General features: G+C 66.4%; 13 protein-coding genes. 9 read left to right on the top strand and 4 right to left on the bottom strand.

The annotated features are described in order from the left end of the window. Window positions 1-82: 82 nt before the first annotated feature. The gene (catA, locus tag MOM01_RS02620; protein WP_241383820.1) at window positions 83-934 is read right to left on the bottom strand and encodes a catechol 1,2-dioxygenase; all 852 of its coding nucleotides are present in this window, start codon (window positions 932-934) and stop codon (window positions 83-85) included. 184 nt (window positions 935-1,118) lie between these two features. Between catA and MOM01_RS02615 the strand changes: the two genes are divergently transcribed. The 8 genes from MOM01_RS02615 (at window position 1,119) to MOM01_RS02580 (ending at window position 11,952) form a co-directional block, all read left to right on the top strand. After that, window positions 1,119-1,916 carry an IclR family transcriptional regulator domain-containing protein gene (locus tag MOM01_RS02615; RefSeq protein WP_241383819.1) on the top strand — a complete coding sequence of 266 codons (798 nt, stop codon included), beginning with the start codon at window positions 1,119-1,121 and terminating at the stop codon, window positions 1,914-1,916. A 239-nt stretch (window positions 1,917-2,155) separates the two neighbouring features. Continuing rightward, window positions 2,156-3,562, top strand: a complete 1,407-nt coding sequence (benA, locus tag MOM01_RS02610; protein ID WP_241383818.1) for a benzoate 1,2-dioxygenase large subunit — start codon at window positions 2,156-2,158, stop codon at window positions 3,560-3,562. Window positions 3,563-3,577: 15 nt separating this feature from the next. After that, window positions 3,578-4,081: a benzoate 1,2-dioxygenase small subunit gene (gene benB, locus MOM01_RS02605; RefSeq protein WP_241383817.1), complete on the top strand. Its 504-nt coding sequence runs from the start codon at window positions 3,578-3,580 to the stop codon at window positions 4,079-4,081. A gap of 32 nt (window positions 4,082-4,113) precedes the next feature. Then, entirely contained in the window at window positions 4,114-5,733 is a 1,620-nt protein-coding gene (benC, locus tag MOM01_RS02600; RefSeq protein WP_241383816.1) for a benzoate 1,2-dioxygenase electron transfer component BenC, read from the top strand. Further along, window positions 5,730-6,527, top strand: coding sequence for a 1,6-dihydroxycyclohexa-2,4-diene-1-carboxylate dehydrogenase (locus MOM01_RS02595; RefSeq protein WP_241383815.1), 798 nt, complete (start codon window positions 5,730-5,732; stop codon window positions 6,525-6,527). Before benC ends, MOM01_RS02595 begins: the two co-directional genes overlap by 4 nt. Window positions 6,528-6,625: 98 nt before the next feature. Then, window positions 6,626-7,969 (top strand): MFS transporter, encoded by a 1,344-nt coding sequence (locus MOM01_RS02590; RefSeq protein ID WP_241383814.1) that lies wholly within the window; start codon window positions 6,626-6,628, stop codon window positions 7,967-7,969. Then, window positions 7,966-10,695 carry a helix-turn-helix transcriptional regulator gene (locus tag MOM01_RS02585; protein WP_241383813.1) on the top strand — a complete coding sequence of 910 codons (2,730 nt, stop codon included), beginning with the start codon at window positions 7,966-7,968 and terminating at the stop codon, window positions 10,693-10,695. The genes MOM01_RS02590 and MOM01_RS02585 overlap by 4 nt, the downstream gene beginning before the upstream one ends. A 6-nt stretch (window positions 10,696-10,701) precedes the next feature. Then, a complete protein-coding gene (locus MOM01_RS02580; protein ID WP_241383812.1) occupies window positions 10,702-11,952 on the top strand; it encodes a benzoate/H(+) symporter BenE family transporter in 1,251 nt (416 codons plus the stop codon). On the opposite strand, the gene MOM01_RS02575 is transcribed toward MOM01_RS02580, so the two are convergent. The 3 genes from MOM01_RS02575 to MOM01_RS02565 all read right to left on the bottom strand — a co-directional run bounded on the left by MOM01_RS02575 (window position 11,942) and on the right by MOM01_RS02565 (window position 15,295). Beyond that, the gene (locus tag MOM01_RS02575; protein WP_241383811.1) at window positions 11,942-14,341 is read right to left on the bottom strand and encodes an ATP-binding cassette domain-containing protein; all 2,400 of its coding nucleotides are present in this window, start codon (window positions 14,339-14,341) and stop codon (window positions 11,942-11,944) included. The genes MOM01_RS02580 and MOM01_RS02575 overlap by 11 nt on opposite strands. An 88-nt stretch (window positions 14,342-14,429) precedes the next feature. Beyond that, window positions 14,430-14,840, bottom strand: coding sequence for a VOC family protein (locus tag MOM01_RS02570; protein WP_241383810.1), 411 nt, complete (start codon window positions 14,838-14,840; stop codon window positions 14,430-14,432). Window positions 14,841-14,845: 5 nt separating this feature from the next. Next, window positions 14,846-15,295, bottom strand: coding sequence for a helix-turn-helix transcriptional regulator (locus tag MOM01_RS02565; protein ID WP_241383809.1), 450 nt, complete (start codon window positions 15,293-15,295; stop codon window positions 14,846-14,848). 158 nt (window positions 15,296-15,453) lie between these two features. Between MOM01_RS02565 and MOM01_RS02560 the strand changes: the two genes are divergently transcribed. Beyond that, window positions 15,454-16,461 (top strand): NAD(P)H-dependent glycerol-3-phosphate dehydrogenase, encoded by a 1,008-nt coding sequence (locus tag MOM01_RS02560; RefSeq protein ID WP_241383808.1) that lies wholly within the window; start codon window positions 15,454-15,456, stop codon window positions 16,459-16,461. Window positions 16,462-16,525 lie beyond the last annotated feature (64 nt).

Here is a 16,525-nt window from a genome sequence, read left to right as displayed (position 1 = left end):
CGGGGTGTGACGGACGTGCATGCAGGCCGTGATCGGCACGAATGCCGGTGCCTCCGAGAAGCACCGGCATCCGTGCGGCGGATCACGCCTCCGGATCGAGCACGAAGTTGTAGGTCACTTCGGCGATTCCGTCGGCGTTGGCCTGCGGATCCAGGACGAGTTCGGGCTTGACCGCCGTCGCGACGTCGTTCTCGACCCAATCGCCCCCCTTGAAGTACAGCTGGGTGGTGATGGAGCGTTTGCCGGGAGCCTTCACCATCAGGTGCAGGTGGGCGGGACGCCACGGGTGGCCGCCGTAGGACTCGATGAACCAGCCGGTCGGGCCGTCGGACGGGATCTGGTACGGGGCAGGCTCGAGGGTGGTGATCTCGAAGTGGCCGTCCTCGTCGACCTCGACGGTGCCGCGCAGGTTCCACTCGGGGATACCGGGGGCGAACTGCGAGTAGTAGCCCTCTTCGTCCGCGTGCCACAGCTCGACGGTGGCGCCGGGCAAGCCGTTGCCCGCGAGGTCGGTGACCTGCCCCTTGAAGATGAGCGACGGTGCGAGCGCGTCCTTCTCCCGCATCGGCATCGTGCACTTCGACGGGAGCCACGGGCTGTTCGGCACGTAGTAGGGGCCTTCGATCGAGCCCTTGGTGCCGGAGAATCCCTTGCGGGCGTAGTGCACCTTCTCGATCTCGTGCTCGAGGAAGACGTCGAGCCACAGCGGCCACTCACCGTATTCGCCGACGTCGATGAGCCACTGCTTGAGCACGCGGTACTCGTCGTAGGTCACCTGGTGCTTGTCGACGATGCCGGCGAGCGCGTCCAGCACGTCCTTGTAGATCGCCGACGCCCGCTCGACGGAGGTGTCCGACGTGACCCGCTCGGACTTGAACTTGTCGGTGGCCGCGTTGCCGGACCCGTGGGCGGTGGGATTCTCCATGGTGGTCATGGCTCTCCTCCTGGGGCTGAACTCGTCTGAAGTGTGGGGCCGGTGCGGCACGGGGTTGCGAATCACCGGTTGTACGCTCTGCGTACATACGAATCGCATTGCGTACGGCATACTGTGCGTGGTGTCACATCACTTGTCAACACCGGATCGGGCAGCATCAACGAGTACGCAGGTAGGAGGCAGGATGCCGGAGATCGAACCAGGGAACAGCCCAGGTAACGACCGTGACTTCATTCAGAGCATCGAACGCGGTTTTGCGGTATTGCACGCCTTCGACGACAAGGATCCGAATCCCACGCTCGCCGAACTCGCCGCCAAGACCGGCCTGTCGCGCCCGGCGGTCCGGCGGATCCTGCTCACCCTGCAGAAACTCGGCTACGTCACCTCCCGCGGAACGCGATGGTCTCTCACTCCCCGTGTGCTGAGCATCGGCCGGCACTACACCGAGTCCCATGCCCTCGTGGACTCCGCGCTGCCCAGGCTCGTGGAGATCGCGGAGCACACCACCGAATCCGCATCGCTCGGAGTTCTCGACGGCACCGAAGTCGTCTACGCCGCTCGCGTTCCGGTACGCCGGATCATGAGCATCAACGTCTCCGTCGGCACCCGGGTGCCGGCCTACGCGACCTCCATGGGCCGCGCACTGCTGGCATGGGCGCCATCCGAGGTGGTCGATCGCGTACTCGACGAGACCCGCTTCGACCGGCTCACGAGCGCCACCATCGACAACCCGGACGACCTGCGCACCGAACTGGCCGAGGTCCGCACTCGCGGTTACGCCATCACCGCCGCAGAACTCGAGGACGGACTCATCTCGATCGCCGCGCCCGTCTTCGATCCTTCCGGGTACGCGGTCGGTGTACTGGCGTGTTCGACGTCGACCGGCCGGCACACCCCCGCCTCGTTCCGCGATCTCGCCGCGAAGCGAGTGACGGACTGCGCGGAGCGACTCAGCATCGAACTCGGCTACCGCCGCCGCTGAGCGCGTCGGCCTCACCCACACGGCGATCGACGCAGTCGAGAGTCTTCCGGCCCTTTTCGCGGGGTCCTAGGTATCCCTAGGCATTTGCCTGGCGTGACCGCAGACACATGCTGGCATGGTGGATGTATTGCCGGGCGCACACGACCGAGCAGGACCGGGCGACACTGCCCGCCGTCTCCTGCATCCGCGTCGACGCAGCCCGTCCGTCCCGGAACGACGCCGATACCTGGAGGACCCCCATGACCGACATCGCGGAGCACGTGCGCGCTCGACTCGACGGCGCTCTCGTCGAAGACCCGGCAACCGGGCGGTACCAGATCCGCCGCGACGTCTTCACCGACGAAGAGATCTTCGAACTCGAGATGAAGTACATCTTCGAGGGCAACTGGGTGTATCTCGCGCACGAGAGCCAGCTCCCGAATGCCGGCGACTACTTCACGACCCACATCGGACGGCAACCCGTCGTCATCACGCGCGACAAGGACGGTGAGCTGCACTGCCTGATCAACGCGTGCAGTCACCGCGGTGCGATGCTGTGCCGTCGCAAGACGGACAATCGGGCGACCTTCACATGTCCCTTCCACGGCTGGACGTTCCGCAACAACGGAAAGCTGTTGAAGGTCAAGGATCCGCGTGATGCCGGATACCCCGAGCAGTTCAACACCGACGGCAGCCACGACCTGCGGAAGGTCGCCCGTTTCGAGAGCTACCGCGGATTCCTGTTCGGCAGCCTCGAACCCGACGTCAAGTCGCTCGAAGAGCATCTCGGCGACACCACGAAGATGATCGACATGCTCGTCGACCAATCCCCCGAGGGGCTGGAGGTGTTGCGCGGCTCGTCCACCTACACCTACGACGGCAACTGGAAGCTGCAGGCGGAGAACGGCGCCGACGGTTACCACGTCTCGGCCACCCACTGGAACTACGCCGCGACCACCGCACGCCGCACGGCGGGTGAGTCCTCCAACGAGACCAAGGCGATGGACGCCGGTACCTGGGGCAAGCAGGGCGGCGGCTACTACTCGTTCGATCACGGTCACCTGCTGCTGTGGATGTGGTGGGGCAACCCCGAAGATCGACCGCTGTACCCGCGAAAGGACGAGCTGGCGAAGGAATTCGGCGAGAAGAAAGCCGAATTCATGGTCGGGGCGTCGCGCAACCTGTGCCTCTACCCGAACGTCTACATCATGGACCAGTTCTCGTCGCAGATCCGGCACTTCCGTCCGGTCGCCGTGGACAAGACCGAGGTGACGATCTACTGCATCGCCCCCAAGGGTGAGAGCCCCGAGGCCCGCGCCAATCGGATCCGCCAGTACGAGGACTTCTTCAACGCGACCGGCATGGCCACCCCGGACGATCTCGAGGAGTTCCGCTCCTGCCAGAAGACCTATCTCGCCACGGCCGCTCCCTGGAACGACATGAGCCGCGGCGCGACCCACGTCCTCGACGGGCCCGACGAGGTCGCGAAGGATCTCGGTATGACGAAGGTGCTGTCGAGCGGGGTGAAGACCGAGGACGAAGGCCTGTATCCCATCCAGCACGGTTACTGGCTCGAGACGATGCGCGATGCAGTCGCGGCAGAACAGTCCGCAGCCGATCCCGCTGCGGCAGAACAGTCCCGGTCCGGCTCGTCCGCACTGATCTGAGAGGAATGTCGAATCATGACTGCCGTACACGAATTCACGCAGACCGACATCGAACAGTTCCTCTACCGAGAGGCACGACTGCTCGACGACCGCGAGTTCGAGAAGTGGCTCGACTGCTACCACCCCGACGCCGAATACTGGATGCCGGCCTGGGACGACGACGGTGAGCTCACGGAGAACCCGCAGACCGAGATCTCGCTGATCTACTACCCGAACCGCGGTGGCCTCGAAGACCGCGTGTTCCGCATCCGTACCGACCGATCGTCGGCAACCTCGCTGCCCGAACCACGCACCGGTCACAACATCACCAACGTCGAGATCCTCGAGCGTCGCGGCACCGAGATCGACCTGCGCCACAACTGGTTCTCGTTGTACTTCCGGTACAACACCACCGACACCTACTTCGGAACGACCTTCCTCACGCTCGACGTCTCGGGTGCGCAGCCGGTCATCAAGAAGAAGAAGATCGTGCTGAAGAACGATTACATCCACCACATCGTCGACGTCTACGTCGTCTAGTTCGACCCCGATCACGAAAGGAGGCACGTGCCATGACATATCAGGTGGCATTGAGCTTCGAGGACGGGGTCACCCGCTTCATCGAGGTCAAGCCGAACGAGACCGTCGCCGACGCCTCGTACAAGGCTCGCATCAACATCCCGCTCGACTGCCGCGACGGTGCGTGCGGAACCTGCAAGGCATTCTGCGAATCGGGCAGTTACGACGGCGGCGACTACATCGAGGATGCGCTCACCGACGACGAGGCCGAGAAGGGCTACTGTCTTCCGTGCCAGATGACACCGGAATCGGACCTGGTGCTGCAGATCGCGAGCACCTCCGCGGTCGCGAAGACCGCGGCCGTCACGTACACGGCGACCATCACCGATCTGCGCCGCTACTCCGAGAGCGTCGTGGGGTTCACGGTGGAGATCGGCAACCGCGACGACCTGGTGTTCCTGCCCGGCCAGTACGTCAACATCGGCGTACCGGGCAGCGACGACGGTACCGGCAGGCCGACGACCCGTTCGTACTCGTTCAGCACCGGCCCGCACGAGAACTCGCTGGGCTTCCTGGTGAAGATCACCGAAGGTGGTCTGATGTCGGAGTACCTGCGCGACCGCGCGCAGGTCGGCGACACCCTCGAGTTCACCGGCCCCTTCGGTAGCTTCTTCCTGCGCGAGCGCAAGCGCCCGTCGCTGTTGCTCGCCGGCGGCACCGGCCTTGCGCCGCTGCTGTCGATCCTGTCGAAGATCGAGGCCGACGGGTCCGATCATCCGGTGCACCTGATCTACGGTGTCACCTTCGACCACGATCTCGTCGAACTCGACACGCTCGAGGAGTACACGAAGCGTCTGCCGAACTTCACGTTCGACTACTGCGTCGCCGACGAGTCGTCGTCCGCACCCAACACCGGATACGTGACAGGTCTGTTCGAGCCGTCGCACTTCAACGACGGGGATGTCGACATCTACCTGTGCGGTCCCCCGCCCATGGTGGAATCCGTCCGTAACCACCTGTCCGAGAACGATATCGATCCGGCGAACTTCTACTTCGAGAAGTTCAACACCTCTGCGACTCCGGGCGGAGCGACCGCACCGGTGGCGACGGACGCAGAGAAGGCCGCTGCGGAGAAGGCTGCCGCGGAGACCGGCCGCCCGGTGGCGCTGGAGAACCCGGCTCCCGGCAACTACGAGATCGGCGAAGAGCATCCGCCCGTCGCCGAATCGGACGAGCAGTTCGATGCCCGCATGGCTCTCGAGCTCGGCGTCGTCGAACTGACCATCGGCCGGCTCACCCCCGAGCAGCTCGTCGAGTTCCGGATCCTCGCCGAGGCGTCCGGTGTCTCGGTCGAAGGTGATCACTTCACCGACGCTGCGGTGTTCACCGACACCAACGCGGCCTTCCACGAGTTCCTCTTCCGCTGCTGCACCAACCCCGTGCTGCTCGAGGCCTACGACAAGCTCGAGGTCACCCGGCTGATGAAGCAGGTCCTGCGCGACGCGCAGTGGATCGAGGAGCATATCGTCGACGAGCACCTCCAGCTGGTCGAGGCATTCGAGAAGGGCGACAAGGCCACCGCGCGCGATCTGATCGTCGCGCACTCCCGCCACGCCAAGGAGACGATGCGCCGGGCGATCGCCGGCACGGTCACGGCAGGTGTGTCCGCATGACCGGTACGAGGATCTTTCCCGGCCGGTTCGGCGGTCGGTGCCTGACGATCACGGGGGCCGCGCAGGGCATCGGCCTCGAAGTCGCGACACGGATCGCCGCCGAGGGTGGCGAGGTGGTGCTCGTCGACCGCTCGGAACTGGTGCACGAGGTCGCCGGGAGACTGCGCGACTCCGGCGGTAAGGCCCATTCGGTGACCGCGGATCTGGAGACCTTCGAGGGTGCGGACGAGGCGGTCTCGTACGCGATCGGAACCACCGGCCGCATCGACGTGCTCGTCAACGTCGTCGGTGGAACGATCTGGGCGAAGCCGTACGAGCATTACGCGCCCGAGGAGATCGAGAAGGAGATCCGGCGCTCGCTCTTCCCCACGCTGTGGACGTGTCGTGCCGCGGCTCCGTACCTGATCGAGCGACGTGCCGGAACGATCGTGAACGTCTCGTCGGTTGCCACGCGCGGCATCAACCGCGTCCCGTATTCGGCAGCGAAGGGCGGCGTCAACGCGATCACCGCATCGCTCGCCTTAGAACTGGCGCCCTACGGGATCCGCGTGGTGGCCACTGCCCCGGGCGGCACCGCCGCACCGGAGCGGCGAATCGCTCGTGGCCCGTCCCCGCAGACCGAGCAGGAGAAAATCTGGTACCAGCAGATCGTGGACCAAACCGTCGGTTCCTCGCTGCTCGCGCGGTACGGCACGCTCGAGGAACAGGCCGCCGCGATCTGCTTTCTGGCTTCCGAGGAGGCCTCGTACATCACCGGCACAGTCCTGCCCGTCGCCGGAGGCGATCTGGGCTGATCCTCGTCGTCGGGCCTCACCGGAGGCGCTCGTCCACCGGTGAGGCCATTTTTCTACCCGAGTTCAGAAGTGACTCCCCTCACAGACCGGAGTGTCCCATGACCGATGCCACGCAGACCTGGGCAAGTCCGCAACACAAGCGCAGTGTCATCTGGATCGTCGCCCTCGCCACCGTCGCGATCATCTTCGACGGCTACGACCTCGTCGTCTACGGCACCGTCCTTCCCACTCTGATGGCCGATCCGAGCCAGCTCGGTGAGATCTCCGCCCAGCAGGGCGGTGCGCTCGGCTCCTACGCCCTCATCGGGGTCATGGTCGGCGCGCTGCTGACCGGCGCCTTCGGCGACCGCGTCGGCCGCCGGAAGATGATGCTGCTCAACATCGTCTGGTTCTCGGTCGGCATGGGCGCGGCTGCCTTCGCCACGAGCATCACGGCGTTCGGCGCACTCCGCTTCTTCACCGGCATCGGTGTCGGCGGTCTGGTCGCCACCGCCGGTGCCGTGGTCGCCGAGTTCGCTCCTCCCGGCAAGCGCAATCTCTTCAACGCCATCGTCTACAGCGGTGTCCCGGCAGGCGGTGTCATGGCGTCCCTGCTCGCCATTCTGCTGCGCGACGCCATCGGCTGGCGGGGGCTGTTCCTGATCGGCGCGCTGCCGCTCGTCGTCCTGCTTCCGCTGGCGCTGGTCAAGCTCCCCGAATCGCCGGCCTGGCTGCAATCGCGAGGACGCGTCGACGAAGCCCGGGCCGTGTGCACGAAGTTCGGCTTCCCGCTACCGTCGACGGCGCCTGCCGCCCCGGCCGAGAAGATCGGATTCGCAGCACTCGCCACCCGCAGATACGCGCTCGGCACCTCACTGCTCGGCATGATGAGCTTCGCAGGTCTGCTTCTCACCTACGGCCTCAACACGTGGCTTCCCAAGATCATGGCCGACACCGGGTACAACGCCGACGGGTCCCTGGCCTTCCTGCTCGTCCTCAACGGCGGAGCCATCCTCGGAGGCCTGCTCGCCTCGAAGGTCGCGGACAGGCGCGGCCCTCGGTCGGTCATCGTCACCACCTTCTTCCTCGCCGCGGTGGCCCTGGTGCTGCTCACTCTCGGGTTCCCGCTCCCGGTACTGCTCGCCGCGGTGGCGGTCGCCGGTGTCGGCACGATCGGCACACAGGTGCTCATCTACGGTTTCGTGTCCAACTACTACGACACCCCTGCGCGCGGCGCAGGTGTCGCGTGGTGTGCCGGCTTCGGCCGGCTCGGCGGCATCGTCGGACCGGTCATCGGCGGTCTGCTCATCGGTGCGGGCCTCGCGAACAACATCAATTTCCACATCTTCGCGGGAATCGCCCTCGCCGGCGGGCTGGTCACCTACTTCGTGCCCCGTCCGGTCACCGAAGCCACGTCGACCCGCAGTTCCGGAGCACCCTCGCCGACTACCGTGGACGCGTGACGGACACTACTGTGCTGATCGGCCGGAACTCGGAGTTACTGCACCTGACACGCCTTCTCGACGAGGCGCGAACAGGAAATCCCGTGCTCGCCCTCGTCGAGGGCGCGGCCGGGATCGGAAAATCCTCCCTGGTGACACACTTCGCCGCCGGCCACGACGACCTGACCGTGCACATCGCCTCCGGTGCCCGGTGGGAGGCCGGCCGCCCCTGGTCCGTGCTCGAACAGCTTCTCGGCGAATCCGTCTCGGCGGACGAACCGGTGGACGCGGCGCACATCTTCCTCGACCGCCTCGCCGGGACGGCCGCCCTCGTCGCCGTCGACGATGCGCACTACGCGGATATCGAGTCGCTGCAGGCACTCTCGTCCTCGATTCGGCGGGCGCAGGGGCGGCCTCTTCTCATGGTCTGGATCGTGCCGGACGTCCTTCCCGACGACGTGGACCAGGCGACGGTGGAACTTCTCGCGGGCAGCCACCGCATGGACACCGTTCGCCTCGGTCCCCTGACACCGACCGACATCACGCAACTCGCCCTGGGCCGCACCGGTGTCGGCTTGTCGGCGTGGACCGCGCGCCGGTTGCAGGAACACACCCTCGGCAATCCCCGTTCGGCCCTGCAACTCCTCGACGAGATCCCGCGCGCCGAATGGTATCGGTGGCAGGCACGCTTCCCCGCGACGAAGCAGCACGCCGCACGAGTGGGCCGCATCCTGTCCCGATGCTCGCCGGACACCCGGGCGCTCGTCGAAGCCGTGGCCGCGCTGACCACCGCCGCCGTGCGGGATTCGGCCGAAACGCTGCCGCTCGTCGCCGAACTCGCCGAACTCGGTGACCCCACCGCACCGCTCGACGAAGCCCATCGACTCGGACTTCTCACGGTCCGGGAACAACGCGGCGTGGTGTCGCTGTCGTTCCCGGATCCGATGACCGGTGCCGCCGTCGCCGATCTGATCGGCCCGGCACGCTGGCACAGCCTCCACGCGCGGGCCGCGTCACTCGTCGACGACGAGGGCGCCGCACTGTTCCATCTCGTCTCCGCGACTCCCACCGGGAACGAAGAACTCGCTGCCCGTCTCGACTCCTATGCCCGCCGCTGCGCCGCCGACGGCGCATGGTCACAGGCAGCCGAGGCATTGATCACCGCGAGCCGCATCACCCTCGACCGGGATGCACGGTCGCTCAGGATGATCCGCGGGGTCGATGCACTGACGGGCGCTGCGGATCTGCCTCAGGCCCAGGCATTCGTACCGGAAATCGAGAGTGTGCCCAGCGGGCCGGTGCGCAACGCGGTGCTGGGATACCTCGCGCTCCAGAAGGGACGAGCAGCCGAAGCCCACCGCCTGCTCACCGAGGCCTGGTCGATGATCGACGACCCGGGCACCGAACCCGAACTCGCTGCAACCGTTTCGCAACGCCTGGTGCTGCATTCGCTGGCCCGCCTGCGCGGGGACGACCTCGTCCTGTGGGCCGACCGGGCGTCGGGTTCTCTTCCGGACACCGCTCCCCCCGTCGTCGAATCACAGGCCATCCGCGGACTCGGACTGGCGATGACCGGTCGTATCGACGAGGCGATGGAGTCGTACGCCGCACTGTCCGACAACATCAGGCTCGGCGCGCAGGGTCAGCGCATCCGCATGGCCGAAGGATGGCTCGCGCTGACCTGCGACCGCCCCGATCTCGCGCGAGCCGAACTCGAGGCGGCAGAACCGACCGCCTATCGGGGAGGATCGCTGCGCATCTCTCTCTGGGCGCAGGCGTGGCTCGCACGAACGCAGTTCGCACTCGGTGCGTGGTCGGATGCCCTCCTGACCGTGGATCGCGCTGCGGCACAACTCGAGACGACGCAACTCGACCTGCTGCGGCCTCTCGTCCACTGGACCGGAGCCCAGGTCCACGCACTGCGCGGGAACTGGGACGCAGCGCGCGAGCACGCGCATCGGGCTCGCGCCGGGAACAACGACTATTCGCTGATGCTCGTACCGGCCTGCCTGTGTCTGGCACAGTGCGCCGACGTCGCATCGGACTACACGAGCGTGCTGCGCTACCTGCAGCCGATCGTCACCATGCGTGATCGGGGTGCGATCGACGAGCCCGGACACTGGCCGTGGCCGGATCTGTACGGCAACGCTCTCGTGCTCACCGGGCGGGTCGACGATGCCGACGAATTTCTCCGTCCGCACGAGGAACTCGCTGCAGCACGCGGTCACCGATCCGCCGGGGCACGCCTCGGTTGTGTCCGCGGCCGTATCCACGGCGCACGGGGCGACCTCGACGCCGCCGGCGATGCCTTCGAGAAGGCACTCGACGATATCGACACGCTGCCGCTGCCCTACGACCGTGCGCGTATCAATTTCGCCTACGGTCAGACCTTGCGCCGCGCAGGACGCCGGCGTGACGCCGATGCGGTGATACGCACTGCGCGCGAACTGTATTCGTCGCTCGGTGCTACCTCGTACGTCGAACGGTGCGACCGGGAACTCAAAGCCGGCGGACTCCGTGCCGGAGACGACGACACCGGCAACGACCGTACGGCCTCGACGCTCACTCCGCAGGAACGTGCGGTGGCCACACTCGTCGCGGCGGGCCATACCAACAAGGAGGTCGCCGGTGAACTGTTCCTGTCCGTCAAGACGGTGCAGTACCACCTGACCCGCGTGTACTCGAAATTCGGCATCCGCTCGCGCAGCGAGCTCGCCGCGAAGTTCCGGCAACAGAATCGAGGTTGACGAACGATGACCGCCGTGGGGGATCGTCCCGCCGCCGAGGCAGATCTGTTCGAGAGGCCGGTGCGGCCCGTCGCCGGACCGCGCGATGTGCTGCGCGACCTGGGGCCGCGATACGCCGCGAACGGTCTGATCGGTCTCGTCTTCTCGTGTACCGGTCCGGTCGCGGTGATCCTCGCGGCCGGCGCCGCCGGTGGGCTGAGCGCACAGCAACTGGCATCGTGGATCTTCGGTGTGTTCGTGCTCAACGGGTTGCTCACGATCGTGATGAGCGTCGTCTACCGGCAACCCCTCGGGTTCTTCTGGACGATCCCCGGCACGGTGCTCGTCGGCGGATCGCTGACCCATCTGAGCTGGGCGGAGGTCGTCGGGGCATTCTTCGTCACCGCTGCGCTGGTCACGGCACTGGGGGCATCGGGTCTGGTGCGCCGGGTGATGGAGGCACTACCGATGCCGATCGTCATGGCGATGGTCGCGGGTGTGTTCCTGAAGTTCGGCATCGACCTCGTCACGGCGCTCGGTTCCGATGTCGGCATCGCCGCGCCGATGGTGATCGTCTTCCTTCTGCTGAGCTCCGTCGCAGTACTGGCCAAGTGGATGCCGCCGATCCTCGGAGCACTCCTCGCCGGGGTGGGCGCGGTCGCGCTGTCGGGCCGGTTCTCGCCGTCGGGCACCGACAGCGCGGTGTTCGCCGCGCCGGTCTTCACCGCCCCGCAGTTCACCTGGCCGGCAATCCTCGAACTCGTCGTGCCACTCGCCATCACCGTGCTGGTCGTGCAGAACGGCCAGGGCATCGCGGTACTGCGTTCGGCGGGCCACAACCCGCCCGTCAACGTCTCCGCGGTCGCGTGCGGTCTGTGGTCCTTCCCCGCCGCGTGTGTCGGTGCGGTGTCCACCTGTCTCACCGGGCCGACCAATGCCCTGCTCGTCGCGTCCGGGGAACGCGCGCGTCAGTACACTGCGGCGGTCACGTGCGGCACTCTGGCGATCGTCTTCGGTTCGTTCGCGCCCCTGTTCGTCCGGTGGATGATCGCGGCACCCGCCTCGTTCGTCGCGACTCTCGGCGGCCTGGCGATGCTCAAGGCCCTGCAGGGCGCGTTCGTCGCCGGATTCGCGCACAAGCACACGATGGGCGCGCTCGTCGCGTTCGTCGTCACCGCCTCGAACCTCACCCTCTGGAACATCGGGGCGGCGTTCTGGGGACTCGTGGCGGGCGTGACGGTGTCGTGGCTGATGGAGCGGCCGGATTTCAGCCGCTGACACCGGCCCCGACGTACGCGGCGAGGTGTTCGCCGGTGAGAGTGGATCGTTTCTCCACGAGTTCGGCGGGTGTGCCCTCGAAGACGATCCGGCCCCCGTCGTGACCCGCACCGGGACCGAGATCGACGATCCGGTCGGCGTGCGCCATGACGGCCTGATGATGCTCGATGACGATCACCGACTTCCCGGAGTCGACGAGTCGGTCGAGCAGACCGAGCAACTGTTCGACGTCGGCGAGATGCAGACCGGTGGTGGGCTCGTCGAGGATGTAGATCTCACCCTTCTCGGCCATCGCCGTCGCCAGTTTGAGGCGCTGCCGCTCGCCGCCGGACAGGGTGGTGAGAGGTTGCCCGAGCCGCAGATATCCGAGGCCCACGTCGGCCAGGCGCTCCAGGATCTTCGACGCGGCCGGTGTACGCGCCTCGCCGTCGGTGAAGAACTCCTGGGCCTGCGCGACGGACATTCCGAGCACGTCGGCGATGTTCCGGTCCGCCAGCGTGTACTCGAGCACCGCGGCCTGGAAGCGCCGGCCCTCGCAGTCCTCACAGACCGATTCGACGGTGGCCATCACACCGAGGTCCGTGTAGACCACTCCGGCACCGTTGCAGGTGGGGCAGGCACCCTCGGAATTGGAACTGAACAGCGCCGGTTTGACGCCGTTGGCCTTCGCGAACGCCTTGCGAACGGGTTCGAGCAGACCCGTGTAGGTCGCGGGATTGCTCCGCCGCGAACCCTTGATCGGACTCTGGTCGATCGACACCACCCCGTCCCGGCCGGCCACCGAACCGTCGATCAGTGAACTCTTTCCCGAGCCCGCCACACCGGTCACCACGACGAGCACACCGAGCGGGATGTCGACGTCGACGCACTGCAGATTGTGGGTGTCGGCACCGCGGATCTCGAGCGCACCGGCGGGGGTACGCACCTCGGACTTCAGCGAGGCCCGGTCGTCGAGATGCCTGCCGGTGAGGGTGTCGGCATTCCGCAGTTCGTCGACCGTGCCCTCGAAGACGACCTGCCCTCCCTCGGTGCCGGCGCGCGGACCCAGATCGACGACGTGGTCGGCGATCTCGATAGCCTCCGGTTTGTGCTCGACGACCAGCACGGTGTTGCCCTTGTCGCGCAACTGCAACAGCAGGTTGTTCATGCGGGCGATGTCGTGCGGATGCAGACCGATCGTCGGTTCGTCGAAGACATAGGTGACATCGGTCAGAGACGAACCGAGATGACGAATCATTTTGGTGCGCTGCGATTCTCCACCCGACAGAGTTCCGGTGGGTCGATCGAGCGACAGATAACCGAGCCCGATCTCGGTGAAGGACTCGAGCAGATGCCGGAGTCCGGCGAGCAACGGAGCGACCTGCGGAAGATCCAGTCCGCGCACCCATCCGGCGAGATCGCTGATCTGCATGGCACACACGTCGGCGATGCTCTTGCCGTCGATCTTCGACGACCGGGCTTCGGGGGCCAGGCGCGTGCCGTCGCACTCGGGGCACGTCGAGAAGACCACGGCCTTCTCGACGAATGCGCGGATGTGGGGTTGCATGGCGTCGAGATCCTTGGACAGGAACGATTTCTCGATCTTGGGGATGAGACCTTCGAAGGTGACGTTGACGCCGTCGACCTTGACCTTGGTGGGTTCCTTGTAGAGCAGGTCGTGGAGCTGCCGCTTGGTGAACTTCGCGATCGGCTTGTCCGGATCGAAGAAGCCGCACCCGCGGTAGATCCGGCCGTACCACCCCTCCATGCTGTAACCGGGGATCTTCAGGGCGCCCTCGTTGAGCGACAAGCCGTCGTCGTAGAGCACCGCCAGGTCGAAATCGGAGACCGAGCCCTTGCCCTCGCACCGGGAACACATGCCGCCGAGCCGGTTGAAGGTGACCTTTTCCGCCTGCGTCTTCCCTCTACCCTTGTCCACCGTGACCGCACCGCTCGCCCGCACCGACGGCACGTTGAACGAGTACGCGTTGGGCGGGCCGATATGCGGCTGTGCGACCCGGCTGAACAGGATGCGCAGCATCGCATTGGCGTCGGTGGCGGTCCCCACCGTCGAGCGTGGATTCGATCCCATCCGCTCCTGCCCGACGATGATCGCCGCGGTGATGCCGTCGAGCACGTCGACGTCCGGGCGGGCCAGGGTGGGCATGAATCCCTGCACGAACGCGCTGTACGTCTCGTTGATCAAACGCTGGGATTCCGCGGCGATGGTGCTGAACACCAGGGAACTCTTCCCCGAACCGGACACACCGGTGAAGACGGTCAGACGCCGCTTCGGGATCTCCACGCTGATGTCACGGAGATTGTTCACCCGCGCGCCGTGCACGCGGATCGCAGCGTGGGTGTCGGCGGCGTGCACTTCGTGGGACGGTGCGTCCTTCGTCGAGGTCATGCGGAACTCCCGGAGGTAGAGGGGGCGGACCGGAGCGGTCCTCGGAGGGTAGGCCGGATCACTTCGTGGAGCGCCCCCTGCGACCGGGTCAGCGCAACTCCTGGATCCGGACCATGTTTCCGGCGGGATCGCGGAGAGCGCAGTCGCGGATACCGTACGGCTGGTCGGTGGGTTCCTGCACGACTTCGGTGTCGCCGGCCTGCAGCTGTTCGAAGGTCGCGTCGAGATCCTTCGTCGCGAGAATGATCGACGCGAAGGTGCCCTTGGCCATCATTTCGGCGATGGTCGCGCTTTCGTCCTCGGTGATGCCGGGGTCGGCGTCCGGTGGGTACAGAACCAGTGACGTACCGGGAGTGTCGGTGCGGCCGACGGTGATCCACCGCTTGCCGCCGTAGCCGACATCGTTGAGAACGTCGAAGCCGAGCGTGTCGCGATAGAACGCGAGGGAGGCCTCGGGGTCGGTGTGCGGAAGGAATGTCGATTGAATGGTGATGTCCATGCCGATCACGGTAGGACCGGTGGGGCCGTCCGCGCTTCTCGATTCCTGATCGGTCTGGTGACGTTCTTCGCCACGCACGACGGGATCCCCTCCACTGTTCCCGATGCCTGCCTGCGGTACACGCTCGGCGGTACCCCGACGAGCTCGGTGAAACGGGTGCTGAAGGTGCCGAGCGACGAGCACCCCACTTCGAAACACACCTCGGTGACGGTGAGATCGCCACGCCGCAGCAGGGTCATGGCCCGCTCGATACGGCGTGTCATGAGATACGCATAGGGCGACTCGCCGTAGGCGATGCGGAACTGGCGGCTCAGATGCCCGGCCGACATGTTCACGCCCCGAGCGAGGGCCTCGACGTCGAGAGGTTGCGCGTACTCGCGATCGATCCGGTCGCGCACGCGACGCAGGAGGGCGAGATCACGCAGACGCTGATCGGTGACGGGTCTACCGGGCACGTACCGATGGTGCCACGAAGCGGCGTCACGATCGCGTTCTCGTGGATGTCCACAGCGAGATAGGGGCGCGAGGATTACGAGGGCACAAACACGACGTGTCGGACACGGAAAGCTGACAACCTTGTGCACAGCTGGTCTCTACGGACGAAAGGTCACCGATGGCTCGTGCGGTTCGCGTCGTTGTTCTCGGAGCGGGATCGTGGGGAACCACGCTCGCGTCGCTGTCCGCGCGCAACACCCCGACGACGTTGTGGGCCCGGAGCGAGGACACCGCCCGGGAGATCGACACGGAACACCGCAATCGCCGTTATCTCGGAGAGCGCCCCCTTCCTCCCGGCCTGCGCGCGACCGCCGATCTCGTCGAGGCCGCGCGCGAGGCCGATGTGCTGGTGGTCGGCGTCCCGTCGCATGCGATGCGCAAGACACTCGAACAGATCACGAACGAGGTGCGCGCGTGGGTGCCGGTCGTCTCCCTCGTCAAGGGTCTCGAGCCGGGTACTCGGCTACGCCCGACCGAGGTGATCGCCGAGTGCTTTCCGGGGCATCCCGTCGGCTTGCTGGCCGGGCCGAACATCGCCGGGGAGATCGCCGACGGGATGGCTGCCGCGGCGGTGATCGCGATGCAGGACGACGCAGTCGCCGCCGCACTGCAGCCGCTGTTCGCCACGTCGCTGTTCCGGGTCTATCGCAACACCGACGTGCTCGGATGCGAGCTGGGTGGCATTCTCAAGAACATCGTGGCGATCGCCGCCGGAATGGCCGAAGGGCTCGGTGTCGGCGACAACACCCGGGCGATGGTCCTCTCACGCGGCCTTGCGGAGATGACCCGCCTCGGCGAGGCCATGGGCGCGAACCCCCGGACCTTCGCCGGCCTCACGGGCATGGGTGATCTCATCGCCACGTGCATGAGCCCGTCGTCCCGGAACCGCAGGATCGGGGAGGCACTGGCCCGTGGGCTCAGCATCGACGAAGCCGTGGAAGCTCTGGGACAGGTCGCCGAGGGGGTGCGGACCGCACCGACGGTCATGGAACTCGCCGACGAACACGACGTGGAACTACCGATCGCAGCCGAGGTCGCCGGGGTGGTGACCGGGAAGCGCACACCGACCGACGCGTACCGCGGGTTGCGGCGCGTCGCCGCGGGTGACGAGGAGGACATCGTCTGACCTTCTCTACTGCTTTCTCGGATGAACCCTAGAAAAACGAATAATGGGCTGTCGCCACCACGCT

It is taken from the genome of Rhodococcus sp. CH91, assembly GCF_022554085.1.
Taxonomy (GTDB): domain Bacteria; phylum Actinomycetota; class Actinomycetes; order Mycobacteriales; family Mycobacteriaceae; genus Rhodococcus.
This window is presented reverse-complemented; position numbering and strand designations above follow the sequence as displayed.

Bases quoted from the DNA above. Each gene is read 5' to 3' on its own strand.
- catA (WP_241383820.1), bottom strand. From the start codon at position 934: ATGACCACCATGGAGAATCCCACCGCCCACGGGTCCGGCAACGCGGCC.
- MOM01_RS02615 (WP_241383819.1), top strand. From the start codon at position 1,119: ATGCCGGAGATCGAACCAGGGAACAGCCCAGGTAACGACCGTGACTTC.
- benA (WP_241383818.1), top strand. From the start codon at position 2,156: ATGACCGACATCGCGGAGCACGTGCGCGCTCGACTCGACGGCGCTCTC.
- benB (WP_241383817.1), top strand. From the start codon at position 3,578: ATGACTGCCGTACACGAATTCACGCAGACCGACATCGAACAGTTCCTC.
- benC (WP_241383816.1), top strand. From the start codon at position 4,114: ATGACATATCAGGTGGCATTGAGCTTCGAGGACGGGGTCACCCGCTTC.
- MOM01_RS02595 (WP_241383815.1), top strand. From the start codon at position 5,730: ATGACCGGTACGAGGATCTTTCCCGGCCGGTTCGGCGGTCGGTGCCTG.
- MOM01_RS02590 (WP_241383814.1), top strand. From the start codon at position 6,626: ATGACCGATGCCACGCAGACCTGGGCAAGTCCGCAACACAAGCGCAGT.
- MOM01_RS02580 (WP_241383812.1), top strand. From the start codon at position 10,702: ATGACCGCCGTGGGGGATCGTCCCGCCGCCGAGGCAGATCTGTTCGAG.
- MOM01_RS02575 (WP_241383811.1), bottom strand. From the start codon at position 14,341: ATGACCTCGACGAAGGACGCACCGTCCCACGAAGTGCACGCCGCCGAC.
- MOM01_RS02570 (WP_241383810.1), bottom strand. From the start codon at position 14,840: ATGGACATCACCATTCAATCGACATTCCTTCCGCACACCGACCCCGAG.
- MOM01_RS02560 (WP_241383808.1), top strand. From the start codon at position 15,454: ATGGCTCGTGCGGTTCGCGTCGTTGTTCTCGGAGCGGGATCGTGGGGA.